The organism is Silvania confinis (assembly GCF_025564085.1).
Taxonomy (GTDB): Bacteria; Pseudomonadota; Gammaproteobacteria; order Enterobacterales; family Enterobacteriaceae; genus Enterobacter; species Enterobacter confinis.
This window is the reverse complement of sequence record NZ_JAMGZJ010000078.1, coordinates 304868-330576: the sequence shown is the minus strand read 5'-3', so window position 1 is coordinate 330576 and position 25709 is coordinate 304868. Positions and strand designations below refer to the sequence as shown.

The 25709-nt window shown below is 57.1% G+C and carries 21 protein-coding genes; 12 read left to right on the top strand and 9 right to left on the bottom strand.

Features of this window, described 5'->3' with window-relative positions; genetic code table 11:
- Nucleotides 1-4: 4 nt before the first annotated feature.
- Together aat and infA are read left to right on the top strand one after the other, a co-directional pair.
- Complete coding sequence (aat, locus tag M8013_RS19355) at nucleotides 5-709, top strand: leucyl/phenylalanyl-tRNA--protein transferase (RefSeq protein WP_271269401.1); 705 nt, start codon at nucleotides 5-7, stop codon at nucleotides 707-709.
- Nucleotides 710-995: 286 nt separating this feature from the next.
- Nucleotides 996-1214, top strand: coding sequence for a translation initiation factor IF-1 (gene infA, locus M8013_RS19350; RefSeq protein ID WP_002211347.1), 219 nt, complete (start codon nucleotides 996-998; stop codon nucleotides 1212-1214).
- Nucleotides 1215-1302: 88 nt separating this feature from the next.
- Here infA and M8013_RS19345 read toward each other — a convergent pair whose 3' ends face one another.
- The 3 genes from M8013_RS19345 to clpS form a co-directional block, all read right to left on the bottom strand.
- Nucleotides 1303-1731, bottom strand: a complete 429-nt coding sequence (locus M8013_RS19345; RefSeq protein WP_418939549.1) for a hypothetical protein — start codon at nucleotides 1729-1731, stop codon at nucleotides 1303-1305.
- 721 nt (nucleotides 1732-2452) lie between these two features.
- Entirely contained in the window at nucleotides 2453-4729 is a 2277-nt protein-coding gene (clpA, locus tag M8013_RS19340; RefSeq protein ID WP_271269400.1) for an ATP-dependent Clp protease ATP-binding subunit ClpA, read from the bottom strand.
- Between the two features lie 30 nt (nucleotides 4730-4759).
- Complete coding sequence (gene clpS / locus M8013_RS19335; protein ID WP_271269399.1) at nucleotides 4760-5080, bottom strand: ATP-dependent Clp protease adapter ClpS; 321 nt, start codon at nucleotides 5078-5080, stop codon at nucleotides 4760-4762.
- Nucleotides 5081-5401: 321 nt separating this feature from the next.
- On the opposite strand from clpS, the gene cspD reads away from it, so the two are divergent.
- Nucleotides 5402-5623 (top strand): cold shock-like protein CspD, encoded by a 222-nt coding sequence (gene cspD / locus M8013_RS19330; RefSeq protein ID WP_271269398.1) that lies wholly within the window; start codon nucleotides 5402-5404, stop codon nucleotides 5621-5623.
- Nucleotides 5624-5708: 85 nt separating this feature from the next.
- On the opposite strand, the gene macB is transcribed toward cspD, so the two are convergent.
- Both macB and macA read right to left on the bottom strand, forming a co-directional pair.
- Nucleotides 5709-7649, bottom strand: a complete 1941-nt coding sequence (gene macB / locus M8013_RS19325) for a macrolide ABC transporter ATP-binding protein/permease MacB (protein ID WP_271269397.1) — start codon at nucleotides 7647-7649, stop codon at nucleotides 5709-5711.
- Nucleotides 7646-8761: a macrolide transporter subunit MacA gene (macA, locus tag M8013_RS19320; protein WP_271269396.1), complete on the bottom strand. Its 1116-nt coding sequence runs from the start codon at nucleotides 8759-8761 to the stop codon at nucleotides 7646-7648. Before macA ends, macB begins: the two co-directional genes overlap by 4 nt.
- Nucleotides 8762-8922: 161 nt before the next feature.
- On the opposite strand from macA, the gene M8013_RS19315 reads away from it, so the two are divergent.
- Entirely contained in the window at nucleotides 8923-9870 is a 948-nt protein-coding gene (locus M8013_RS19315) for a VirK/YbjX family protein (RefSeq protein WP_271270160.1), read from the top strand.
- On the opposite strand, the gene M8013_RS19310 is transcribed toward M8013_RS19315, so the two are convergent.
- A complete protein-coding gene (locus tag M8013_RS19310; protein WP_271269395.1) occupies nucleotides 9867-11525 on the bottom strand; it encodes an ATP-dependent endonuclease in 1659 nt (552 codons plus the stop codon). The genes M8013_RS19315 and M8013_RS19310 overlap by 4 nt on opposite strands.
- A gap of 368 nt (nucleotides 11526-11893) precedes the next feature.
- On the opposite strand from M8013_RS19310, the gene aqpZ reads away from it, so the two are divergent.
- From aqpZ to hcr, 4 genes are all read left to right on the top strand, one after another.
- Complete coding sequence (gene aqpZ, locus M8013_RS19305; protein WP_271269394.1) at nucleotides 11894-12625, top strand: aquaporin Z; 732 nt, start codon at nucleotides 11894-11896, stop codon at nucleotides 12623-12625.
- Nucleotides 12626-12761: 136 nt separating this feature from the next.
- Complete coding sequence (locus tag M8013_RS19300; protein ID WP_271269393.1) at nucleotides 12762-13661, top strand: LysO family transporter; 900 nt, start codon at nucleotides 12762-12764, stop codon at nucleotides 13659-13661.
- A 143-nt stretch (nucleotides 13662-13804) separates the two neighbouring features.
- Nucleotides 13805-15457 carry a hydroxylamine reductase gene (gene hcp / locus M8013_RS19295; protein WP_271269392.1) on the top strand — a complete coding sequence of 551 codons (1653 nt, stop codon included), beginning with the start codon at nucleotides 13805-13807 and terminating at the stop codon, nucleotides 15455-15457.
- 10 nt (nucleotides 15458-15467) lie between these two features.
- The gene (gene hcr, locus M8013_RS19290) at nucleotides 15468-16436 is read left to right on the top strand and encodes an NADH oxidoreductase (protein WP_271269391.1); all 969 of its coding nucleotides are present in this window, start codon (nucleotides 15468-15470) and stop codon (nucleotides 16434-16436) included.
- Between the two features lie 122 nt (nucleotides 16437-16558).
- On the opposite strand, the gene M8013_RS19285 is transcribed toward hcr, so the two are convergent.
- Entirely contained in the window at nucleotides 16559-16993 is a 435-nt protein-coding gene (locus M8013_RS19285; protein WP_271269390.1) for a DoxX family protein, read from the bottom strand.
- A 156-nt stretch (nucleotides 16994-17149) separates the two neighbouring features.
- Between M8013_RS19285 and poxB the strand changes: the two genes are divergently transcribed.
- The 4 genes from poxB (at nucleotide 17150) to M8013_RS19265 (ending at nucleotide 22461) form a co-directional block, all read left to right on the top strand.
- Nucleotides 17150-18868 (top strand): ubiquinone-dependent pyruvate dehydrogenase, encoded by a 1719-nt coding sequence (poxB, locus tag M8013_RS19280; RefSeq protein WP_271269389.1) that lies wholly within the window; start codon nucleotides 17150-17152, stop codon nucleotides 18866-18868.
- Nucleotides 18869-18905: 37 nt separating this feature from the next.
- On the top strand, nucleotides 18906-19907 hold the full coding sequence (ltaE, locus tag M8013_RS19275) for a low-specificity L-threonine aldolase (protein ID WP_271269388.1): 1002 nt from the start codon (nucleotides 18906-18908) through the stop codon (nucleotides 19905-19907).
- 10 nt (nucleotides 19908-19917) lie between these two features.
- Nucleotides 19918-21354 carry an SDR family oxidoreductase gene (locus M8013_RS19270; RefSeq protein ID WP_271269387.1) on the top strand — a complete coding sequence of 479 codons (1437 nt, stop codon included), beginning with the start codon at nucleotides 19918-19920 and terminating at the stop codon, nucleotides 21352-21354.
- 93 nt (nucleotides 21355-21447) lie between these two features.
- Complete coding sequence (locus M8013_RS19265) at nucleotides 21448-22461, top strand: NAD-dependent epimerase/dehydratase family protein (protein ID WP_271269386.1); 1014 nt, start codon at nucleotides 21448-21450, stop codon at nucleotides 22459-22461.
- A gap of 16 nt (nucleotides 22462-22477) precedes the next feature.
- On the opposite strand, the gene iagB is transcribed toward M8013_RS19265, so the two are convergent.
- A complete protein-coding gene (gene iagB / locus M8013_RS19260) occupies nucleotides 22478-22918 on the bottom strand; it encodes a type III secretion system invasion protein IagB (protein WP_271269385.1) in 441 nt (146 codons plus the stop codon).
- Nucleotides 22919-22985: 67 nt separating this feature from the next.
- Nucleotides 22986-25658, bottom strand: a complete 2673-nt coding sequence (locus tag M8013_RS19255; protein ID WP_271269384.1) for a glycosyl hydrolase family 18 protein — start codon at nucleotides 25656-25658, stop codon at nucleotides 22986-22988.
- Nucleotides 25659-25709 lie beyond the last annotated feature (51 nt).

The window sequence follows — 25709 nt, the reverse complement described above, 5'->3', positions numbered from 1 at the left end:
TGTCATGCGCCTGGTCCAGCTTTCTCGTCATTCTCTGGCGTTCCCTTCTCCGGAAGGGGCGCTGCGTGAACCTAATGGTTTGCTGGCCCTGGGCGGCGACCTGAGCCCATCGCGTTTACTGATGGCTTACCAGCGCGGCATCTTTCCATGGTTTTCTCCCGGCGACCCGATTTTATGGTGGTCGCCCGACCCCCGAGCCATCCTGTGGCCCGCGCATTTTCACGTTAGCCGCAGCATGAAGCGCTTTCACGCCCGCTCTCCGTATCGCGTTACCCTTAATCACGCCTTTGGTCAGGTGATTGAAGGGTGCGCCGACGATCGCACCGAGGGTACCTGGGTTACGCCTGAAGTCATTGCCGCTTATCACCGGTTGCATGAACTGGGGTACGCGCACTCGATAGAAGTGTGGGAAAACGATCGGCTGGTTGGCGGCATGTACGGGGTTGCACAGGGGGCGTTGTTTTGTGGCGAGTCGATGTTCAGTCGCGCCGTGAATGCCTCTAAAACTGCCCTGCTGGTCTTTTGCGCCCGCTTTGCTGAGAGCGGCGGCAAACTGGTTGATTGCCAGGTCCTGAACGAACATACCGCCTCACTGGGTGCGATGGAAATCTCGCGACGCGAATATCTTGAGCATCTGGATAGCCTGCGAGTACAAAAATTACCGCAAAACTTCTGGGTACCCACAACGTTATTTATACCGCAGGGGTAAATGTTTTCCGCATATTTTTCCCTATGATGCTATAATTGTGCCGCAGAGTAGCTTCTGCCTGTTGCCCCGCCGCCGTTTGGGAATAGTTCGCATCCGATAACGCCCTTCCGTTTATCCTGCCACCTCCCCTTTACGTATGCGCTTTTCGTACGGTCGAACCGTGACGTCCGGGTAATACGCTGAAACTGCTTTGTTGCGTTTTGAACGCACAAATCTTTACTTAATTGATGAATTTCGGCATTATCTTGCCGGTTCAAAACTTGGTAGTGATACCCCAGAGGATTAGATGGCCAAAGAAGACAATATTGAAATGCAGGGTACCGTACTTGATACGTTACCTAACACCATGTTTCGCGTAGAACTGGAAAACGGTCACGTCGTTACCGCGCATATCTCCGGTAAAATGCGTAAAAACTATATCCGTATTCTGACGGGCGACAAAGTGACTGTTGAGCTGACCCCGTACGACCTGAGCAAAGGCCGCATTGTCTTCCGTAGTCGCTAAGAGTTTTCGCCGGTGATGGCGTACAGAGAATAATAAAGGCCGGGTTTTCCCGGCCTTTTGTTTTTTACAAAACGGCCTGCTTCAGGCATCAGTGAATGCGTAGCACCGTCATATCCGCCAGCATAGTATGGGTAATATCGTGCAGCAGGCCGGTGAGATGCGGGAGCTGATCGCGATCGAAATGCGACACCAGCAACACATGATTTAAGGCCCGGCAGTAATCGCACTGGGTTTCTGTGCTGTCCAGCAGCCACTCTTTTCTCGGCAATGGTTGTAATTCATCGTCATCAAGCACGCGAAAATCGGTCATCGATTTTTCGAGCTCAGCGTTGAATGCGTCAAGATATGCGGCAAGGCAGCGGGCGATGGGCTGCGTCTGCGGCAGCGAGTCGCAATCGACCAGGATTTCAGTCAGCAGGTTGCAGCGCGCTGCAAGGGTGGCGAGATCGGGGGTGTTGAGTTCGAGTTCGCTGTAAAGCTGGAGAAGATTTTGATTTTCCATATTCATAATTTCCATATTAAATGCTGAAAAACCACCACCAGAAACGCCAACTTCGGGTGGCAGACTGAACCGGATTGGCGTACCGACAATATGGAAATCGGCGCTTCAAAAGAAGCCCCGGTTCAGCCCACCATAATTGAAGAAGCCTATTATATTCGCAACTTTCAAAAGTGTGAACGAAACCTGTGGTGCTGCTGCCTATGGCAACATCATTCCCATATATGTAATTCAGAACGCCAATCCTGACACCTGATTTTGCAGGTGCGCCGCCATTTTATTACTGTGATTTTATCCAGCAATATCTTTATTTTAGCTCTGGATAACGCCTCGCAAAGTTTTGACGTGGTTTATGAAATATGTGGCAAATGAGGTGATTCCGTTCACTTTGCGTTCCTTGCTACTCTGAAATCACCGAACCGGTGAACGTGCCAGGGTGGCTCAATCGCCACCATCCTGGCAACCCGGGCTACCGGCAAGAAAATCGTCGCTGCGCGGTTCCCTCAGCTTATTCCTTCAGGCTATCGGGTCGGGCACCAGCCTGCATCCCTGCAGGCTATGCCCTCTCGGCGCGTCCCTGCGCCTCGCCCCGGCCTTACGGAAACGCTTCGGCGATTTTCAGCCGGACCAGGGAGCCGCTGTAACGCTGTAAGGTGTTTTTAATATTCGTTTTGCTTTAGGTATCAACAGGCATAAAAAAACCGGGCTTGCGCCCGGTTTTTACCATCAATACAAAATCTTAGTGAGCCGCTTCCGGCTTATGTTTCTGCGCGCTCTGGAAATCGTACGTCAGCTCGCCCTTCTCCGGGTTCAGCGCAACCGTCACCTGGCCGCCGTCCACCAGTGAGCCAAACAGCAGCTCGTTGGCCAGCGGTTTCTTCAGGTTATCCTGAATCACACGCGTCATCGGACGGGCACCCATTGCACGGTCGTAGCCTTTCTCTGCCAGCCAGTCGCGCGCTTCCTGACTCACTTCCAGCGACACGCCTTTCTGATCCAGCTGAACCTGCAACTCGACGATGAACTTGTCCACTACCTGATGGATCACCTCGGTAGAAAGGTGATCGAACCAGATAATGTTGTCCAGACGGTTACGGAACTCCGGCGTAAAGACCTTCTTGATCTCTTCCATCGCATCGGTGCTGTTATCCTGGTGGATCAGGCCAATGGATTTACGCTCGGTTTCACGCACCCCGGCGTTGGTGGTCATCACCATCACCACGTTGCGGAAGTCCGCCTTGCGCCCGTTGTTGTCGGTCAGCGTGCCGTTGTCCATCACCTGCAGCAGCAGGTTAAAGACGTCCGGGTGCGCTTTCTCGATTTCATCGAGCAGCAGAACCGCGTGAGGATGCTTGATCACCGCATCGGTGAGCAGACCGCCCTGGTCAAAGCCAACATATCCTGGAGGCGCACCAATCAGACGACTGACGGTGTGACGCTCCATATACTCCGACATATCAAAACGCAGCAGCTCAATGCCCAGCGCTTTGGAGAGCTGCACCGTAACCTCGGTTTTCCCTACCCCGGTCGGACCGGCAAACAGGAAAGACCCCACAGGTTTATGATCGTGCCCCAGCCCGGCGCGGGCCATCTTAATGGCTTCGGTTAACGCCTCGATGGCTTTGCCCTGACCAAAGACCAGCATTTTCAGACGATCGCTGAGGTTTTTCAGCGTGTCGCGGTCGCTCTGAGAAACGCTCTTCTCAGGGATACGCGCGATACGCGCTACCACAGATTCGATATCCGCCACGTTGACCGTTTTTTTACGCTTGCTGACCGGCATCAGACGCGCACGCGCGCCCGCTTCGTCGATCACATCAATCGCTTTATCCGGCAGATGACGGTCGTTGATGTATTTCACCGCCAGCTCCACCGCCGCACGGACCGCTTTTGCGGTATAACGCACGTCGTGGTGCGCTTCGTACTTAGGTTTCAGGCCGTTGATTATCTGGACAGTCTCTTCAACAGAAGGCTCAGTAATGTCGATTTTCTGGAAGCGACGTGCCAGCGCACGGTCTTTCTCGAAAATGTTGCTGAACTCCTGATAGGTGGTCGAGCCCATCACACGGATCTTGCCGCTGGAGAGCAGCGGTTTGATCAGGTTGGCAGCATCGACCTGGCCACCCGATGCCGCACCGGCACCAATGATGGTATGGATCTCATCAATAAACAGGATGCTGCTGGTGTCCTGCTCCAGCTGCTTGAGCAGCGCTTTGAAGCGTTTTTCAAAATCACCGCGGTATTTGGTGCCGGCCAGCAGAGAGCCAATATCGAGCGAGTAAATGGTGCAATCGGCGATCACTTCCGGCACGTCGCCCTGCACGATACGCCAGGCCAGGCCTTCGGCGATGGCCGTTTTACCGACACCCGATTCACCCACCAGCAGCGGGTTGTTCTTGCGGCGGCGGCACAGTACCTGAATCGCCCGTTCCAGCTCTTTATCGCGGCCAATCAGCGGATCGATACCGCCGACACGGGCAAGCTGATTGAGATTGGTGGTGAAGTTTTCCATACGTTCCTCCCCGCCTGCTTGCTCTTCGCTGTTGACCTGACTGCTGGAATCCGAGGCCTGATTCGGCTCGTCTTTACGTGTTCCGTGAGAGATGAAGTTCACCACGTCGAGGCGGCTGACTTCGTGTTTGCGCAGCAGATACGCGGCCTGTGACTCCTGCTCGCTAAAGATGGCAACCAGCACGTTCGCGCCGGTGACTTCGCTACGTCCTGAAGACTGGACGTGGAATACCGCGCGCTGCAGGACGCGCTGGAAGCTGAGCGTCGGCTGAGTGTCGCGCTCCTCACCGCTTTCAGGCAGCACCGGTGTGGTTTGTTCGATGAAGGCTTCGAGCTCCTGGCGCAATGCGACAAGATCAACCGAGCACGCTTCCAGCGCTTCACGGGCGGATGGATTGCTAAGCAGTGCAAGCAGCAAGTGCTCGACCGTCATAAATTCATGTCGGTGCTCACGCGCTCTGGCGAAAGCCATGTTTAAACTGAGTTCCAGTTCTTGATTGAGCATAGGCACCTCCCCCAATTTTCATTGCCTTATTCAGGCTTTTTCCAGCGTACACAGCAACGGATGCTCGTTCTCCCTCGCGTACTCGTTCACCATCGCCACTTTGGTTTCGGCGACTTCTGCTGTAAAAACACCGCAGATCGCTTTGCCGTGATAGTGAACCGTAAGCATCAGTTGCGTTGCACGTTCTACATCATAAGAAAAGAACTTTTGTAGCACGTCAATAACAAATTCCATCGGCGTGTAGTCATCGTTCATTAACATAACTTTATACATAGATGGCGGTTTTAGCGCGTCGCGCACTTTATCTTCCGCCAGCTTGTCAAAATCCAGCCAGTCGTTCGTCTTACCCATTGTCTGTCGTCATCATCGATTTATGGTCTTCGGTGGCGTGCTCTGACACTGTTCGAAGGCTATGCATACCTTGAATCTACCTCAGATGTCAGATAACTCACATCGATTATTGTCATCCGCGATATCTGTCACAATACCTGCCAATAGCGTTAACTGCTTCAAATTTTGATTCATTTTTACCCTCACAAACCCGGCAAATGCTTGACGATCTATTTGGTTTATCTAAATTGTACAGGCGTGAGTTGGCGAGGTTTTGACCAACTCCCGCTCCACCACCGGTTCATTACATCTTACTAATAAGATTTCGAAGGATGTCGAAGCATGGAAACGGGTACTGTTAAGTGGTTCAACAACGCCAAAGGGTTTGGTTTCATTTGCCCTGAAGGCGGCGGCGAAGATATCTTCGCCCATTACTCCACCATTCAGATGGATGGTTACAGAACGTTAAAAGCCGGGCAAGCCGTCCGGTTCGATGTGCACCTGGGGCCAAAAGGCAATCATGCCAGCGTCATTGTGCCTTTCGAAGCAGAAGCGGTGGCTTAGCTCTCTGTTTTATTGTGTACACCCTGCACTCAAAATGCCAGCCCGATCGGCTGGCATTTTTATTGCCATCTTGTCCGGCAAAAACTCACTCCCGGGCTAGTGCGTCCACCGGATCCAGTCGCGCCGCATTGCGCGCCGGTAGCCAGCCGAACAATACCCCGGTAAAGGTTGAACAGAGGAACGCGGTCAGCAACGCCATCGGCGAGAAGCCAATTTCCCAGCCGGGTAAAAACAGCTGCAGCGTAAAGGCGATCATCAGCGAGAGCGAAATCCCCAACGCACCGCCCACCAGACACACCAGCACCGCTTCGATTAAAAACTGCTGCAGCACGTCGCTGGCCCGGGCCCCGACCGCCATGCGGATGCCGATTTCACGCGTGCGCTCGGTCACTGACACCAGCATGATATTCATCACCCCAATGCCCCCCACCAGCAGGGAGATGATCGCCACCAGCGTGAGAAAGAGCTGTAAAGTACGTGTGGTCTTTTCAGCCGTTTTCAAGAGACCGTCCATGTTCCAGGTGAAGAAATCTTTCTTGCCGTGGCGCAGCAACAGCATCCGTTCGAGCTGCTGTTCCGCCAGCGTACTGTCGTAGCCCTCCTTCACCCGGACGGTGATCGAGTTCAGCCACGACTGGCCCATAATGCGCCCGGAAATGGTCGAGTAAGGCAGCCAGACGCGCAAAATTTTGCTGCTGCCAAACATCGACTGCTTCTCTTCTGCCACCCCGATCACCGTCGCAGGCATGTTCCCCACCAGGATAATCTCCCCCACGACATTGGCTTTGTTGGGGAACAACTGCCGCCGGGAGTTGGCATCCAGCACCACCACCTGCGCCCGGCCTGACAGCTGCTCGGCGTTAAAGGTGGTTCCCTGGCTGAAGGTCATGCCGTAGACGTTAAAATAGTCGCCGCTGACGCCGTTCGCGCTGGCCGCCACGTCAATGTTCCCGTAGCGCAGCCGCAGGCTCTGCGACACCGCAGGCGTGGCGGAGTTAACCCACGGCTGCTTCTGGATGGCGGCGAGATCGTCATATTTCAGCGCCTGCTGAAACTGCGGCTCGTCGTCGCCAAAATCTTTGCCGGGATAAACATCGATAGTATTGGTGCCGATGGCGCGAATGTCCGCCAGCACCAGCTGTTTAGCGGCATCGCCCACCACCACAATCGACACCACCGAGGCGATGCCGATAATGATCCCCAGCATCGTCAGCAGGGTACGCATCTTGTTGGCGGCCATCGCCAGCCACGCCATGGTCAGCGCCTCGCGAAAGCTGCTGACGAACTGCCCCCAGCCGGACGGCGGCGGTAGCACAACGTCCTGTCGCCGGGTGGCGTTGCTGTTGGGCGGGGGATTACTGACTAATTCACCGTCGTGGATCTCGACGATCCGCCCGGCCTGCGCTGCGACCTGCGGATCGTGGGTCACGATGATCACCGTGTGCCCCTGATCGCGCAGCTGGTGAAGGATCGCCATCACCTCTTCGCCGGAGTGGCTGTCCAGCGCCCCGGTCGGTTCATCGGCGAGGATCACCTGGCCGCCGTTCATCAACGCCCTGGCGATACTCACGCGCTGCTGCTGCCCGCCGGAGAGCTGCGAAGGTTGGTAATCCACCCGCTCGCCCAGCCCCAGCCGGGTTAACAGCGCCTGGGCGCGTTCAAGGCGCTTTTTGCGCTCCACGCCCGCGTACACCGCAGGCACTTCGACGTTTTGCACGGCGCTAAGATGCGACAGCAAATGGTAGCGCTGGAAGATAAAGCCGAAATGCTCCCGGCGCAGTTTCGCCAGCGCGTCGCTGTCCAGCGTGGCGATATCGGTTCCGGCGACGCGATAGGTGCCGCTGGTGGGTTTATCCAGGCAGCCGAGGATATTCATCAGCGTCGATTTACCGGAGCCCGAGGCACCGATAATCGCCACCATTTCCCCCGCTTCCACCCGCAGGGTAATGCCTTTCAGCACCTCCACCGGTCCATCCCCGGAGGGATAGCTGCGGCGAATGTCATTCAGTTCAAGCAGTGCGGTCATTTCGCCGCCCCAGGCAGGCTCTCGCTGGTGACCACTTCTTCACCCTCTTCCAGCCCTTTTACCACCACTACGTCGGTGTCGTTGCGCGCACCGAGGCTGACTTCGCGCTCGCGGGTCTCCCCATTGCGCAGCACTTTCACTTTATAGCGGTTGTCGCCTGCGGATTCGCCCAGCGCCGCCAGCGGAATGGTGAGCACGTTCTTCACTCCGGTCAGTTGGATATGCACCTGGGCCGTCATCTCCAGACGCAGCACCCCTTGCGGGTTAGGCACTTCAAAGCGGGCATGGTAGAAAATGGCGTCGTTGACTTTTTCCGGCGTCGGCAGAATGTCTTTCAGCACGCCTTCGTAGCGGGTCTGCGGATCGCCCAGCACCGTAAACCAGGCTTTTTGCCCCGGCTTAAGATGGATAACGTCGGCTTCCGACACCTGCGCCTTCACCAGCATGGTGCTCATGTCCGCGAGCGTCAGAATATTTGGCGCCTGCTGAGCCGCAATCACCGTCTGGCCCTGCAGGGTGGTGATTTGCGTCACTTCTCCGCCCATCGGGGCCACAATGCGGGTGTAATCGAAGTTGGTTTTAGCGCTGTCCAGCGTGGCCTGATTGCGTTTAATCTGCGCATCGATGGTGCCAATCTGCGCCTGTTTTACCGCCAGCTCGGTGGCCGCGGTATCCAGCTCCTGCTGCGAGATAGCCTGAGTGGTGGCCAGCTTGCGCTGACGGTTCAGCGTCACCTGTGCCAGCTTGCGCTCAGCCTCGGCCTGGCTACGCTGCGCGCGCAGCTCCATCAGTGTCGCTTCCACTTCTTTGATCTGGTTTTCAGCCTGCTCCGGGTCAATAACCCCCAGCAGCTGCCCTTTTTTGACCTTATCGCCAATTTCAACCGACAGCGTTTTCAACTGCCCGCTGACCTGTGCGCCGACATCAACTTTACGGAGCGCGTCCAGCTTGCCAGTCGCCAGCACGTTCTGCTGCAGTTCGCCCGGACGGACAATCAGCGTCGTATAGTGCGGCACCGGCGCATTCAGCGTTCTCCAGGCGGTAATCAGCGCAACGATAATGATAAGCGCGGCTATCACATACCGTTTTTTCAGCTTTTTCCTGATATTCATAGCGATCCTGAGTCCTTCGTGTGATCCATCAAAATGAGAAGGATAACTTCAACTGCGGTTAAACAAAATTTGAAAGGTGATGAGAGTATCAGACTTATTGATATTTGGTTAAGTATACGGGTGGTGAAATGAATACATCAATTCTACTGGATGGTTTCACTATGTCACAGCTTACCGACCACGCGTTTATCCCGCCCCGCTCCATGACCCGTCTGGGATTGTTCTTCAATCTGTTTAGCGGTAAATGGCGTCCAGGTGAGTTCTGGCACCGTCGCAGCTTCCGGTTGAAATTCCTGCTGCGCTCATTGCTGATGCCGCGCTTAAGCCTGGCATGGATGACAGAGCTGGCGCAGTTTCCGGATCTCAACGAGCTGTTGATCCGCCAGCCCCGCTTGCCCGTGCGTCTGCATCGCCCCTATCTGGCCGTCAATCTTGACCGCAAGCAGCTGCTGGAGGCCATCCGCTACCACTACAGCCGGCTGTATGACACCCTGACGCCTGAGGAGCTGCGCGGCTACCTGAGGGGCAGCGAGTTAATGCTGTCGCAGCTGGAAGGCAAAAACGGCGAAAAATACACCCTCGAACTCACCATGATGATCACCTTGGATAAAGAAGGGGAAAGCACGATCCTGATGCGTAATGAGGAGGGCGAAACGCTGGCGGAAATGACCTTCACGCTCTGTCAGTACCAGAACCAGGCGACGTTATTTATTGGCGGTTTGCAGGGCGGCAAACGCGAGTTGCCGCATGAGGAGATCCAGAAGGCGACCAAAGCCTGCCACGGGCTGTTCCCGAAACGTCTGGTAATGGAGGCGGTTTGCCAGTTTGCCGCCCGCTTCGGGGTCACGCAGATCCTGGCGGTGAGCAACGAAACGCATATCTATCGCAGCCTGCGCTACCGCGATAAAAAAGAACAGATTCACGCCGACTATAGCAGCTTCTGGGAGACCGTCGGCGGTGAGTGCGATACCGACGGCTATTTCCATATTCCCGGCACCGTCGCGCGTAAAAACGAGGCCGAGATCGCCAGCAAAAAACGCGCGGAGTATCGCCGCCGCCATCAGCTGCTGGATACGATCCCGGCGCAAATGTCCGGGCTGTTTCGTTAATCCGCTCTGCCGCGCGCCAGCCACAGCACGCGGGAGAACATTTTGCGCAGCAGGGTGGGAACGGAATCCACCCCTCTGCGCCCGGCCTCCATCGCCACCTCAATCGCCAGATCCGGTTTAGACGAACGGTGGATAGCCTTGATGATGACCCGGCGGATGTTCATCGGAATATTTTCCGGCAGCATCGCCACCCGGTGGAACACGTCGGAAAACCCCTGCCGGTACATGAAATGCTCCATGTCCATGGCGGGCAATATCGTCAGATGTTCGCGCTCCTCTTCCCGATCATTGTTAAGCAGCCCACGCACGGTGGCGGCATATTTCTTGCCCGCCTCGTCGCCGTCCACCAGCACATGCCACTCGATACCCATTCGCCGGGCAAATTTCACCAGCGGTTTTAAGCCCGACTGGGCGAACTCAATCACCTTTATACCCTCGGCGTCGAAGTGATGACCGCACTGACGGGCCAGTTCGTTGATGACCCAGGTTTCGGTCTCCCCTTCCACCAGCAGCCAGCAGCGGGCAAACAGCGACGACGCGCGGTTAAAGCGAATATGAAAGGCGATCCGGCGGCTGTCTTCGGCACTCATTCCTCCTGGTCCAAGGCGGTATGCGGTGACGCGGGACGATTCACGCACCAGCCTGCAGACGTGTTCTACGGGCGTTAACGACAGCAGCTCCCCGGAGTTGGTGGTGGTAATGCGCTGTAAAGGAAGCAAGTTGAGCAAATGCCACGCCACCGACAGCATGATCGGGTGCAGGCGGGTCTCGGGATCTTCCACCAGCAGCAGCGGACGGGCATCGCGATCCAGCCGGACGGTGCCTTTCGCCTGCAGCAAGGTGGAAAACAGTCCCAGCAGGATCACCCGGTGCGAACGGCCGCCGGGCTTATCGATCATCCGGTTAATGATGTCGAGATAGCGCCAGCTGCGCTGTTCATCGTGCGAGCGGCGCCGCATCAGCCGGTTGCGAACCGGGGAAGTGCCCTGCTCGGAGAAATAGTGCTCCAGCAGCTGCACCATCGCCGACAGCCCCTGGCGGATCTGCCCGTCGGTTAAGTTTTGCGGACGGGCCACCAGCTCACGGGCCAGGTAGTCCAGCTCGCGGGCGGTGACCTCCACGTCGGGCATGTGCGGCACCGTACCGTTGCGGATCCGCCGCATAAAGCGGGCATCGCGCAGGCGCAAAACCGGCATCAGCCGCACCAGATGGCTCGCCAGGTCGTCGATCGTCGAGAGCGACAGCGGGTTACCCTCGGCATCCAGAAACTCGCGCAGGGTCAGGACGCTGTCATCATCGGCCAGCGAGCCTTCGAGGCGATAAAAAATACGGTGAAGGTTGTCCGGACATTTCGCCCAGCAGTCGGCCAGCGGGCGATAGCGCCGGACATGATGGCGGCCAGGCTCCGATTCGCAAAAGGTCAACAGGATATGCAGATGGTGTTCGCGTCCCTGCACATCGCCGGGCGGGAACCAGAAGTCGTCACGGACAAAATGATACAGGTCGGATTCCGGTGACAGCAGCAGGGTCAGCGCATCCAACAGGCTGGACTTGCCCCAGGCGTTTTCACCGATTAGGACGTTGTTTTGCTCGAGCATCAGCGACAAACGATTAATGCCGCGAAACCCGACGATTTCCACACGTTCAAGCAGCATGTACCCTCCGGGAGAGATCAACTTTTTCCTTCAAGTTATCAGGAGTATAGCGCCAGCCCACGCAAGCGACACGCGATGTCTGTCGAATAGTGAACAGTACCCGCGAAAATTAAGATTTTTATCAGCCGCTTTCACTTGAAATAAATAAAAAGAGGTAAATGTCGGACCTGTCAAAAATGCACTATGCTTTTTCGACTGACTTTGTAAAAAAGGTTCAGCAACTCATTGCCCTAAATCAAACTTACCTTATTTATTTAACTGGTTAGCAAGGTGCCGCATTTTTAGAATAGTGACGCTTTAAATATCGTCGCCCTATTTTGGCGATAAACAATTCTTGCGCAGGTAAGCGCTATTTTATTGAGGTGGTTATGTTCAGAAAGCTAGCAGCTGAATGTTTTGGTACGTTCTGGCTTGTATTTGGTGGCTGCGGTAGCGCCGTTCTGGCAGCAGGTTTTCCAGAGTTAGGTATTGGCTTTGTCGGTGTGTCACTGGCATTTGGCTTAACCGTGTTAACCATGGCCTATGCCGTGGGCCATATTTCCGGCGGTCATTTCAACCCGGCGGTGACCCTCGGCCTGTGGGCGGGCGGTCGTTTCCCGGCGAAAGAGGTGCTTGGCTATATCATCGCCCAGGTGATCGGCGGGATTATCGCCGCCGCCATTCTGTACGTCGTTGCCAGCGGTAAAGCCGGCTTTGACGCGGCGGCCAGCGGCTTTGCGTCGAATGGTTTTGGCGAACACTCCCCGGGCGGCTTCTCAATGCTGTCTGCTATCGTGATTGAAATTGTGCTGACAGCGGGCTTCCTGCTGGTGATCCACGGCGCAACCGACAAACACGCCCCTGCCGGTTTTGCCCCGATTGCGATTGGCCTGGCGCTGACCCTGATCCACCTGATCAGCATTCCAGTGACCAACACTTCGGTTAACCCGGCGCGCAGCACCGCGGTGGCCATTTTCCAGGGTGGCTGGGCACTGCAGCAGCTGTGGCTGTTCTGGGTGATGCCGATTGTAGGCGGTATTATTGGCGGCCTGCTGTATCGCATCCTGCTCGAAAAAAGAGCGACGTCCCGTTCGGGTGACACGGTGTCAGATAACGCATAACGTATCCAAATAAAAAATACCAGGCCGGGTCAGCGTTAACGCTACCCGGCTTTTATTTTGCACCTTTACTGAACAGCCTTAATTGGGTAGTGTCTCTGCCGCTATTGCGCCACTCAAAAAAAGGACCCGGTTGTTCATGTTTTCAGGACTCTTAATCATTCTGATCCCGCTGATCGTGGGCTATCTCATTCCTCTTCGCCAGCTATCAGCGTTAAAACTCATCAATCGCTTCCTGAGCTGGATTGTCTACGTCATTTTGTTTTTCATGGGGATAAGCCTCGCCTTCCTCGATAATCTGGCGAGCAACCTGTTGGCTATCCTGCATTATTCCATTATTACTATTGTGGTTATTTTGCTGTGCAATATTGCGGCCCTGTTCTGGCTGGAGCGCACTATTCCGTGGAAAAACCACCATCAGCAGGAAAAATTACCCTCGCGTATCGCGATGGCGCTGGAGTCATTAAAACTGTGCGGCGTGGTGCTGATTGGCTTTTTGCTGGGGCTCAGCGGGCTGGATTTTTTACAACACGCCACCGAGGCCAGCGAATATACCCTCATCTTCCTGCTGTTCCTGATTGGTATTCAGCTGCGTAATAACGGCATGACCTTAAAACAGATCGTGCTCAACCGTCGGGGAATGATGGTCGCCGTCGTCGTGGTGGGCAGTTCAATGGTAGGCGGCGTGATCAATGCCTTTATTCTCGACCTGCCGCTGAACACCGCGCTGGCGATGGCCTCCGGTTTTGGCTGGTATTCTCTGTCCGGCATTCTGTTAACCGAATCCTTTGGTCCGGTGATTGGCAGCGCCGCCTTCTTTAATGACCTGGGACGCGAGCTGATCGCCATTATGCTGATCCCCGGGCTGGTGCGCCGCAGTCGCTCCACGGCGCTGGGTCTGTGCGGGGCCACCTCGATGGACTTTACCCTGCCGGTCCTGCAGCGTTCAGGCGGGCTGGAAATGGTGCCTGCCGCCATCGTCCACGGCTTTATTTTAAGCCTGCTGGTCCCGGTAATGATGGCGTTCTTCTCGGCCTGATACTTCTTCGGCGGTAGCCTGCTACCGCCAAAATTGCGCTAAATCAATCTCCCTCTATTTTGTAGCAGAAAGACCTTCCCTCCGCTCTGGCACCAGCATAATCTTGAACATGTATTTAAAATATAACTTTAACAGGTGTGATTATGTTTTGTGTGCAATGTGAACAAACCATCCGTACCCCGGTCGGCAACGGCTGCTCTTACGCGCAGGGTATGTGCGGTAAAACCGCACAAACCTCCGATCTGCAGGATCTGCTGATCGCCTCCCTGCAGGGTTTATCTGCCTGGGCGGTAAAAGCCCGTGAATACGGCATTGTCGACCACTACGTAGACAATTTCGCGCCACGCGCGTTTTTCTCCACCCTGACTAACGTTAACTTCGATTCCCCCCGTATCGTCGGCTACGCGCGCGAAGCCATCGCCCTGCGTGAAGCGCTGAAAGCGCAGTCTCTGAACATGGATGCTAACGCCACCGTCGATAACCCAATGGCAGACCTGCAGCTGGTCAGCGACGATCTGGGCGACCTGCAGCGTCAGGCGGCAGACTTTACCCCGAACAAAGACAAAGCCGCGATTGGCGAGAACATTCTCGGCTTGCGCCTGCTGTGCCTGTACGGTCTTAAAGGTGCGGCGGCCTACATGGAACACGCCCACGTTCTTGATCAGTACGACAACGACATCTACGCCCAGTACCACAAAATTATGGCGTGGCTGGGCACCTGGCCGTCCGATATGAACGCTCTGCTGGAGTGTTCCATGGAAATCGGCCAGATGAACTTCAAAGTGATGAGCATTCTGGACGCCGGTGAAACCAACAAATACGGCCACCCGACCCCAACGCAGGTGAACGTCAAAGCCACCGAAGGGAAGTGCATCCTGATCTCCGGCCATGACCTGAAAGATCTGTACAACCTGCTGGTACAAACCGAAGGCACCGGCGTTAACATCTATACCCACGGCGAAATGCTGCCCGCCCACGGCTACCCGGAGCTGCGTAAATTCAAACACCTGATCGGTAACTACGGCAGCGGCTGGCAGAACCAGCAGGTTGAGTTTGCCCGTTTCCCTGGCCCAATCGTAATGACCTCTAACTGCATCATCGACCCTACCGTGGGTGCTTACGATGACCGCATCTGGACCCGCAGCATCGTCGGCTGGCCGGACGTGAGTCACCTCGAAGGCGACGACTTTGCGCCAGTGATTGCCCAGGCACAGCAGATGGCTGGCTTCCCGTACAGCGAAATCCCGCACCTGATCACCGTCGGGTTCGGCCGTGAGACCCTGCTGGGCGCAGCCGATTCCCTGATTGACCTGGTGAGCCGCGAAAAACTGCGCCACATCTTCCTGATCGGCGGCTGTGACGGCGCGCGCGGCGAACGTAACTACTTCACCGATTTCGCCACCAGCGTCCCGGACGACTGCCTGATCCTGACCCTGGCCTGCGGTAAATACCGTTTCAACAAACTCGATTTCGGGGATATCGAAGGCCTGCCGCGTCTGGTGGATGCCGGTCAGTGTAACGATGCTTACTCGGCGATCATTCTGGCCGTTACCCTGGCAGAAAAACTGGGCTGTGGCGTGAACGACCTGCCGCTGTCGCTGGTGCTCTCCTGGTTCGAACAGAAAGCGATTGTGATCCTGCTGACCCTGCTGTCGCTGGGCGTGAAAAACATCGTCACCGGTCCAACGGCACCAGGCTTCTTTACGCCGGATCTGCTGGCCATCCTCAACGAGAAATTTGGTCTGCGTTCCGTGACCACCGTTGAAGAAGACATGAAGCAACTGCTGAGCGCGTAAGGAGCCTGTAATGACAATGCCAACCCATCAGTGCCCGTGGCGGATGCAGGTTCATCACATCCATCAGGAAACGCCGGATGTCTGGACGATTTCGTTGCTGTGTCACGACTATTATCCCTACCGTGCCGGGCAGTATGCGCTGGTCAGCGTACGCAACTCAGCCGAGACGCTGCGTGCGTATACGATCTCCTCAACGCCAGGCATCAGCGAGTACATTACGCTGACCATCCGTCGCATTGATGAGGGGGCAGGTTCGCAGTGGCTGACCGGTGACGTGAAGCGTGGGGATTACATCTGGCTTTCCGACGCACAGGGTGATTTCACCTGTGACGACAAGCCGGAAGATAAATTCCTGCTGCTGGCCGCCGGCTGTGGCGTGACGCCGGTGATGTCGATGCGTCGCTGGCTGGCAAAAAACCGTCCGCAGGCCGACGTGGAAGTGATCTTCAGCGTGCGTTCGCCAGAGGATGTGATTTTTGCTGACGAATGGCGTAATTACCCGGTGACGCTGGTCGCTGAAAACAACGCTACCGACGGCTTTGTGGCCGGTCGTCTGAACCGCGAGCTGCTGCAGCGCGTGCCGGATATCGCCGCGCGCACCGTCATGACCTGTGGCCCGGCACCGTATATGGACATCGTTGAAGAAGAGGTGAAAGCCCTGGGCGTGAGCCGCTTCTTTAAAGAGCAGTTCTTTACCCCCGTAGCGGAGGCGGCCACCAGCGGGCTTAAGTTCACTAAGTTGCAGCCGGCGAAGACCTTCTTTGGCCGCGTCGGCAGCACCCTGCTGGAAGCGCTGGAAAGCAATGACGTGCCGATCGTGGCCGCCTGTCGTGCAGGCGTGTGCGGTTGCTGCAAAACGAAAGTGGTCGACGGCAACTACACAGTCAGCAGCACCATGACGCTGACCGATGCCGAAATTGCCGAAGGTTACGTGCTGGCGTGCTCCTGCCATCCGCAGGGCGATCTGGTTCTGGCCTGATAAAAAAGCCCGGTGGCGCTCGCGCTTACCGGGCCTAAAAGTCCGTGCTCTACTGCCCGGTGGCGCTTCGCTTACCGGGCCTACGGGTCTTGTAGGCCGGGCAAACGCAGTGCCGCCCGGCGTTACTTCCAGACAGGATCGCTCACTACCGAATACCGCCCCGCCCCTAAGAACGCCACCGCCAGCGCGCCCACGAAGAAGTAAACCAGGCTTTCAATCGCCCACGCCCCTACCGCATCCAGCGCGAAGGTTTTACCCGTTCCGACCATCAACCAGGCGACCACCATGGTAAAGGCCAGCACCAGCGCCGACGGACGCGTGAGGATCCCGAGGATAATCAGGATCGGGGCCAGCACTTCACCCACCAGCACCCCGTAAGCAATAAAGCCCGGCAGCCCTTTCGCCGCCAGCATTCCGGCAATACCACCGACCCCATCGATGGCTTTATGCATGCCGTGAAACAGCATCAATCCCCCAACCGCCAGACGTAACAACAGCTTACCGAAATCGTCGTTCGTTAGCGTTTTATTAACAGCCATTAACAATGATTTAACCATTTGAATTGATTCCTGTTTTTATCCTGTGTCGCATCACAATATGACGAAATGTTGCTCAATGAAAGCAGCTATTAATGAGGGGGGAGCCTTTCGCGGGCACAGCGGTGAGTTTCATCTAAGCTTGTTAGCGTGATCACAATCAGGAGACGGACAACCATGAAACAAACCGTGGCAAACTACATTGCGAAAATGCTCGAACAGGTCGGCGTAAAACGGATCTGGGGCGTGACCGGCGATTCGCTCAACGGCCTGAGCGACAGCCTGAACCGGATGGGCACCATCGACTGGATGCCCACCCGCCATGAAGAGGTCGCCGCCTTTGCCGCCGGGGCAGAAGCGCAGTTAACCGGCGAGCTGGCAGTCTGCGCAGGCTCCTGCGGGCCGGGCAACCTGCATCTGATCAACGGCCTGTTTGATTGCCATCGCAACCATGTCCCGGTGCTGGCGATTGCGGCCCACATTCCGTCGAGCGAGATCGGCAGCGGCTATTTTCAGGAGACGCACCCTCAGGAGCTGTTTCGTGAATGCAGCCACTATTGCGAACTGGTCTCCACGCCGGAGCAGATCCCCCAGGTGCTGGCGCTGGCGCTGCGCAACGCTATTCTGAACCGCGGTGTGTCGGTGATTGTGCTGCCCGGCGACGTGGCGCTTCAGCCTGCTCCAGAAAGCGCCAGCAGCCACTGGTATCCGGCCCCGCAGCCGGTGGTCACCCCCACGCATGCCGAGCTAAAAAAACTGGCCCAGCTGCTGCGCTACTCCAGCAATATCGCCCTGATGTGCGGTAGCGGCTGTGCAGGCGCGCATGACGAGCTGCTGGAATTTGCCAGTACCCTGAAAGCGCCGATTGTTCACGCCCTGCGCGGCAAAGAGCACGTGGAATACGATAACCCCTTTGACGTGGGGATGACCGGGCTTATCGGCTTCTCGTCCGGGTTCCACACCATGATGAACGCCGACACGCTGGTGCTGCTCGGCACCCAGTTCCCGTATCGCGCGTTCTACCCTACCGACGCCAAAATCATTCAGATCGACATCAATCCCGCCAGCATCGGCGCGCACAGCAAAGTGGACATGGCGCTGGTGGGCGACATCAAATCCACACTGAGCGCCCTGCTGCCGCTGCTGGAGGAGAAAACCGAGCGTAAGTTCCTCGATAAAGCGCTCAGCGACTATCGCGATGCGCGCAAAGGGCTGGACGATCTCGCCAAACCTGGCGACAAAGCCCTGCACCCGCAGTATCTGGCGCAGCAAATCAGCCACTACGCCGACGAAGACGCGATCTTTACCTGCGACGTGGGCACACCCACCGTGTGGGCCGCCCGCTACCTGAAAATGAACGGCAAGCGCCGCCTGCTGGGTTCGTTTAACCACGGCTCAATGGCCAACGCCATGCCGCAGGCGCTGGGGGCCAAGGCCACCGCCCCGGACAGGCAGGTGGTGGCGATGTGCGGCGACGGGGGATTCAGCATGCTGATGGGTGATTTCCTGTCGGTGGTGCAGATGAAACTGCCAATCAAAATTATCGTTTTTAATAACAGCGTGCTGGGATTTGTGGCGATGGAGATGAAAGCCGGGGGTTATCTGACCGACGGCACTGACCTGCACGACACCAACTTCGCGAGAATAGCCGAAGCCTGCGGCATCACCGGCATTCGGGTGGAGAAAGCGTCCGAGGTGGACGGGGCGCTGCAGCGGGCCTTTGCCACCGATGGTCCGGTGCTGGTGGACGTGGTGGTCGCCAAAGATGAACTGGCTATTCCGCCGCAAATCAAGCTCGAGCAGGCGAAGGGCTTTAGCCTGTATATGCTGCGCGCGATTATCAGCGGACGCGGCGACGAAGTTCTGGAGCTGGCAAAAACCAACTGGCTCAGGTAAAACAATCGGCATCGCCTTTAATAAATAAGGAAATGCCATGATTGATTTACGCAGCGACACCGTTACTCGCCCGACGCAGGCCATGCTCAATGAAATGATGGCCGCGCCGGTCGGGGACGACGTGTACGGCGACGATCCGACCGTCAATGAACTCCAGCGCTATGCCGCTGAGTTAAGCGGCAAAGAGGCGGCATTGTTCCTGCCGACCGGAACCCAGGCCAACCTGGTGGCGCTGCTCAGCCACTGCGAGCGCGGCGAAGAGTACATTGTCGGCCAGGGGGCGCATAACTACCTGTACGAAGCGGGTGGCGCAGCGGTGCTCGGCAGCATTCAGCCGCAGCCCATCGATGCAGCCCCGGACGGATCCCTGCCGCTGGATAAAGTGGCCGCCAAAATCAAAGCCGACGATATTCACTTCGCCCGCACCAAATTGCTGAGTCTGGAAAATACCCATAACGGCAAAGTGCTGCCGCGTGAGTACCTGAAATCAGCGTGGGATTTCACCCGCGAGCGCAAGCTGGGACTGCACGTTGACGGGGCGCGTATCTTTAACGCCGTGGTGGAGTATGGCTGCGAGCTCAAAGAAATCACTCAGTACTGCGACTCGTTCACTATCTGCCTCTCCAAAGGGCTGGGCACGCCGGTTGGCTCCCTGCTGGTGGGCGATGCCGACTACATCAAGCGCGCCAACCGCTGGCGTAAAATGACCGGCGGCGGCATGCGCCAGGCCGGGATCCTCGCCGCGGCGGGTCTGTATGCCCTGAAAAATAATGTGTCGCGTCTGAAGGACGATCACGACAACGCCGCGTGGATGGCCACCCAGCTTCGTGAAGTGGGCGCCGATGTGATGCGTCACGACACCAACATGCTGTTTATCCGCGTCGGTGACGACAACGCCGCCGCGCTGGGTGAATTTATGAAAGCCCGTGGCGTACTGATTAACGCCTCTCCGGTGGTACGCCTGGTGATGCATCTGGACGCCAACCGTAACCAGCTTGCCGAAGTGGTGACCCACTGGCAGGCGTTTTTACAGCGCTAAGGAGCAAAACGTGCCGCAACGTATTCTGGTGCTGGGTGCCAGCGGGTATATCGGTCAGCATCTGGTGACGGCGCTGAGTCAGCGTGGGCATCAGGTGCTGGCGGCGGCACGCAACGTTGAACGCTTGCAGAAGCTGGATCTGCCCAACGTCACCTGCCACGCCATCGATCTCAACTGGCCGCAGGATCTGGCAGCCCTGCTTGAAGGCGTCGACACCCTCTATTATCTGGTGCACAGCATGGGCGAAGGGGGCGATTTTATTGCTCACGAGCGCCAGGTGGCAATGAACGTGCGCGACGTGCTGCTGGCGCATCCGGTTAAACAGGTAATATTCCTCAGCTCCCTGCAGGCACCGGAGCATGAACAATCCGACCATCTGCGCGCCCGCCAGCTGACCGCCGAGACGCTGCGCAGCGCCGGTATTCCACTCACCGAGCTGCGGGCCGGGATCATCGTCGGGGCAGGATCTGCCGCCTTCGAAGTGATGCGCGACATGGTCTATAACCTGCCGGTGCTGACCCCGCCACGCTGGGTGCGCTCGCGCACCACGCCGATTGCGCTGGAAAATCTGCTTCACTATCTGGTGGAGTTGCTCAACCATCCGACCGACCAGCACCGGGTGCTGGAGGCCGCCGGGCCCGAAGTGTTGAGCTACCAGCAACAGTTCGAACACTTTATGCAGGTCAGCGGTCGCCGCCGCTGGCTGGTTCCGATCCCCTTCCCGACTCGCTGGATCTCGGTGTGGTTTTTAAACGTCATCACCTCGGTACCCCCCACCACCGCCAAAGCGTTAATCCAGGGGCTGAAGCACGATCTGCTGGCGGACGACCGCGAGCTCCGGGCGCTGATCCCGCAGGATTTGATCCGCTTCGACGACGCGGTGCGCAACACGCTAAAAGAAGAAGAGAAGCTGGTGAACTCCAGCGACTGGGGCTACGACGCGCAGGCCTTCGCCCGCTGGCGACCGGAGTACGGCTATTACCCGAAGCAGGCGGGCTGTACGGTGAAAACCTCCGCCAGCCTCAGCGCGCTGTGGCAGGTGGTAAATCAGATTGGCGGCAAAGAGGGCTACTTCTTTGGCAACGCCCTGTGGCAGACCCGGGCAATGATGGATCTGCTGGTCGGGCATAAGCTGGCGAAAGGCCGCCCGGAAGCGCCGTATCTGCAAACCGGCGATACGGTCGACAGCTGGAAGGTGATCATCGTCGAGCCGGAGAAACAGCTGGCGATGCTGTTCGGCATGAAAGCCCCCGGCCTCGGGCGGCTGTGCTTTACGCTAAAGGATAAAGGCACCCATCGGGAGCTGGACGTGCGCGCGTGGTGGCATCCGCACGGAATGCCGGGTCTGTTCTACTGGCTGCTGATGATCCCGGCGCACCTGTTTATCTTCCGGGGGATGGCGCGGCGTATTGCTCTTCAGGCAGAACAAAAGACAGAAAAAGTCTAATTAAAACTCCGAATCTTTCACGTTTCCCATTGCATGCAGGCGTAATTCACGGAAGAATGCGCACGAAATTCTTTATCTACACAGTGGATCGATATGAAGGTACTGGTTACCGGCGCCACCAGCGGCTTAGGCCGCAATGCGGTGGAGTTTTTGCGCAATAAAGGCATCAGCGTCCGAGCCACCGGCCGTAATGAAGCGGTGGGTAAATTGCTGCAAAAAATGGGCGTAGAGTTTGTCCATGCCGACCTGACGGAACTGGTCTCTTCTCAGGCAAAAGCGATGCTCGCCGGGATCGATACGCTGTGGCACTGCTCGAGCTTTACCTCGCCGTGGGGAACCCAGCAGGCCTTCGATCTGGCGAACGTCCGCGCCACCCGCCGTCTGGGCGAGTGGGCCGTGGCCTGGGGGGTGCGTAACTTCGTGCATATCTCCTCCCCGTCGCTCTATTTTGACTATCACCACCATCGCGATATTCAGGAAGATTTCCGCCCGACGCGCTTCGCCTGCGAGTTTGCCCGCAGCAAAGCCGCCAGCGAAGAGGTTATCGATCTGCTGGCTCAGTCGAATCCGCACACCCGTTTTACGGTGCTGCGCCCGCAAAGCCTGTTTGGCCCGCACGACAAAGTGTTTATTCCGCGCCTGGCGCAGATGATGCACCACTACGGCAGCGTGCTGCTGCCGCGCGGCGGCGATGCGCTGGTGGACATGACCTACTTCGACAATGCCATTCACGCCATGTGGCTGGCCAGCCAGAGCGGCTGCGACGGCCTGCCGTCCGGTCGGGCGTATAACATCACCAACGGCGAACCGCGCTCGCTGCGCAGCATTGTGCAGCGGCTGATCGACGAGTTGAATATTCACTGCCGGATCCGCTCGGTGCCCTATCCGATGCTGGATATCATTGCCCGCAGCATGGAGCGGTTAGGCAATAAAGCAGCAAAAGAGCCTGCGCTGACCCACTACGGGGTGTCGAAACTCAATTTTGACTTTACCCTTAATACGCAGCGCGCAGAGAGTGAGCTGGGCTATAAGCCGGTGGTGACGCTGGATGACGGCATTGTGCGCACCGCGGCGTGGCTGCGGGATCACGGCAAGCTGCATCGCTGAAGGAATATCAGGCCCGTCAGTATGCTGGACGGGTTTTGATGTGCTGATAGGTCTGCCACACCTTGCGGGCGTAAACCATGCGCTGCGGATAGTTCTCTTTTTTCAGGCCCGCGTTATAGGCCCCCACCGCCTCCCAGTTATTGCCGTACACGTTGATCATTCCCGACAGAATCGATGCCCCGACCCGGATTGAGGTGCAGGGTTCGCTCATCAGACGCGCCTCATCGATACCGGCACGCTGCAGCTCGGGAAAGTGGATACTGTTAATTTGCATCAGCCCGACATCCCGGGTGCCATCCCGATTCCAGCCTACCGCGTGGGGGTTCATCCCCGACTCCACTTTCGCAATCGCAAACAGCAAATACGGGTCGACGTGATAGCGGTGTCCGGCGCTGTCCCAGCAGTTTGCCAGTGCGCCCTGACTGAGCAGCAGCCACAGAAGAAGTAAGCGTTTCATGTTGCACGTTCCAGAAATGACCGTGACCACGCCGTTGCGGGCGTGGTCACGAGTCAAGCATCAGCGATTACTGGCAGTCAGCCGTGCCGGTTTTCACCCAGACGTTGTTCTGGCCAGGTTTATCACCTTTTGTCCACCACTGTGCGCGGTAGCTATTGCCTTCAAAGGTGGTGGTGTCACCGCCGTTGTAGACTATGGTCGGCTGCCAGCCAAGCTGGACCTTGCTCACCAGATCCCAGGCATCCACACCGAAGCCCGGCTGGTTGCCCTGCGTCCAGTACTTCGCTTTCCACACCAGATTATCGAAGCTCACGATATTGCCGCCGGTGTACACCTTGCTGCTGCTCCAGGACGGATACTGACCGGCGGTCACATCGACCGGAGTGCTGTCACAGCTGCCGGTTGCCGCGTCGTCTGCCGGGGACGTTTCATCGTCGGCAGCCGGGGTTTCGTCATCCGGTACCCCCGCCTCGTCAGGCACCACCGCTTTTGGCGTCACCGTGACCTGCACGTTAGACTGCACGCTGGTGTTACCGTCACTCACCACCACGCTCAGGGTGTACGCCGTCTCGCTGCTGACATCCGGGGCGGTAATGTTGAGGTTAGCCGTATTCAGGCCGCTGGCGTTCATGTCGCCCGGTACACTCCAGGCGTAGGACAGGGTATCGCCATCCGGATCAACCGCCTGGGCATGCAGCGACAGGGTTTGGCCCGCTTCAAGCGAAACCGGTGCGAGGGTGTTGATCACCGGAGCCTGGTTGGCTTTTGGCGCATGATTCACCACCTGCACGTCAGCGGTGCTGCTCAGGCCTTTGCTGTCAGTCACCGTCAGGCGGAAGCCCAGCGTCTGATTGCTGGCAACGGCGGCAACCGGGAAGGTGGCTTTGGCGCGGGTGCTGTTAGCCAGCGTTACGGTCGCACCGGAAGTCTGCGTCCATTTCCAGCTCAGCGCGTCGCCGTCGGGATCGGTTGAGGCCGAACCATCAAGGGTCACGGTCGCCGGACCGGTCACCGACAGATCGCTGGCGGAGGCCACTGGCGCACGGTTGGTCACCACTGGCTCATCACTGCCGGACGTGCCGTTAACCAGGCTTTCGTTCATCGCATTGAGGATGTCGCCGTTATCGGACTCCATCGACCAGGCAAACAGGCCACCAAGGTTTTTGTTCAGCACGTACTGGCCTTTCGCCGCTACGGAACGGGCATCGTCATAGGTGATCAGCATGCCGCTGCTCTTGTTGAACAGGTATGGCGCTTCGGCTTCGGTGTCGTAATGATATTCCCAGCCCGGCTGACCTTTGTATTTGTTGACAATCTGACGATAGTCAACGATGCCGCTCTCCCAGGTGCCCGGGATCGCGCCGGTGGCGGTGCCGGTGAACGGATTGTTGCCGGTATAACCGTGGACGCCGGTCCAGCCGCGGCCGTACATTGCGGCGCCGACGACAATTTTGCCCGGCTGGACGCCCTGGGCCAGCATCGCGTTGACGCTGCCGTCGGTGTTGATGCTGTCCGGTTTCCAGGAAGGCGCATACACCCCGGTCTGGTGGCCAAGATCGGACATGCTCCAGGAGCCGTAGAAGTCATAGCTCATCAGGAAGATGTAATCCATGTACTTCTGCGCCGCGTTGTAATCGACATTGGCGATTTTAGCCGGGCCCGCGCCGATGGCGGAGGTTAACTCATAGGTGCGGCCGGTCTGGGCAGACAGCTCGTTGAGCATCGCGCGCAGATCGTGCATCAGCAGGGTATAGGTTTCTTTATCCACCGCCGGGTTGCCGAGGGCGGGGTTTTCGCCGCCGCCGCCCGGGAATTCCCAGTCGATATCGACACCGTCGTAGAACTTCCAGGTTTGCAGGAACTCTTTCACCGAGGAGACAAAGCGCGCGCGCAGCACGTTATCGTGCATGCGGAAGAACGGATCGGAGAGCGTCCAGCCGCCAATCGACGGCAGAATTTTCAGGCCCGGATGCGCTTTTTTCAGCGCCATCATCTGGCCGTAGGTGCCTTTATAGGCATCATCGTAATTTGCCACGCCCTTCTGCGGCATTTGCAGCGCAGCCCAGGGATCGTGGATGGCCACGGTATAATCTTCACGACCTTTACAGGCTTTTTTCAGCGCTTCCAGTGCATTTCCGGCACTGGCGTTAATATCGTCGCCGCAGATCGGAATAAAGCCATAAATAATATGGTTCACGTTATCGGCAGGAATTTTATCAATGCTGAATTGACGATCGTATACGCCCCACTCCGGGTAATACGCTGCCACCACTTTGTCAGAGTGTTTGGCATAGGATTTATTATTTTCCAGCATTGGGGTGCTCAGCGGCAGCAGATGGCTACCGTCGGTATCAGCCACAATCACCAGTTTGCTGTCGCTGGTGCTACAGCCGCTGTCGTTACACAGCTGCACCTGCTCCTGGTAGCGTCCACCTTTATTGACCTTGAAGGTGGCCTTACCGGCGGCGCTCCCCGCCCCGCTCCACACAACCTTGCCGTCCAGCAGCACGTTGGCCGAGGTTGGGGCATCGCCGCTCCAGACATTCCACTCAACGGTCACATCCACGCCGTCTTTGACCTTGATCAGCGAGTTATATTCCTGTGCGGACTGATCCACCTCCACAATGGCAAATTTGTCATTTCCGTTCGTGAGGCTCGGTTTTGCCGGCGCGGCGGCAAATACCGGACTGACCGCCGCAGCGACAAATAAAGCCAAATATTTCGGCTGCATAATTTTCATTAATCATTCCTTTAGATAAACGTGAACATAAAAAGCCCATGCGTTCCATAC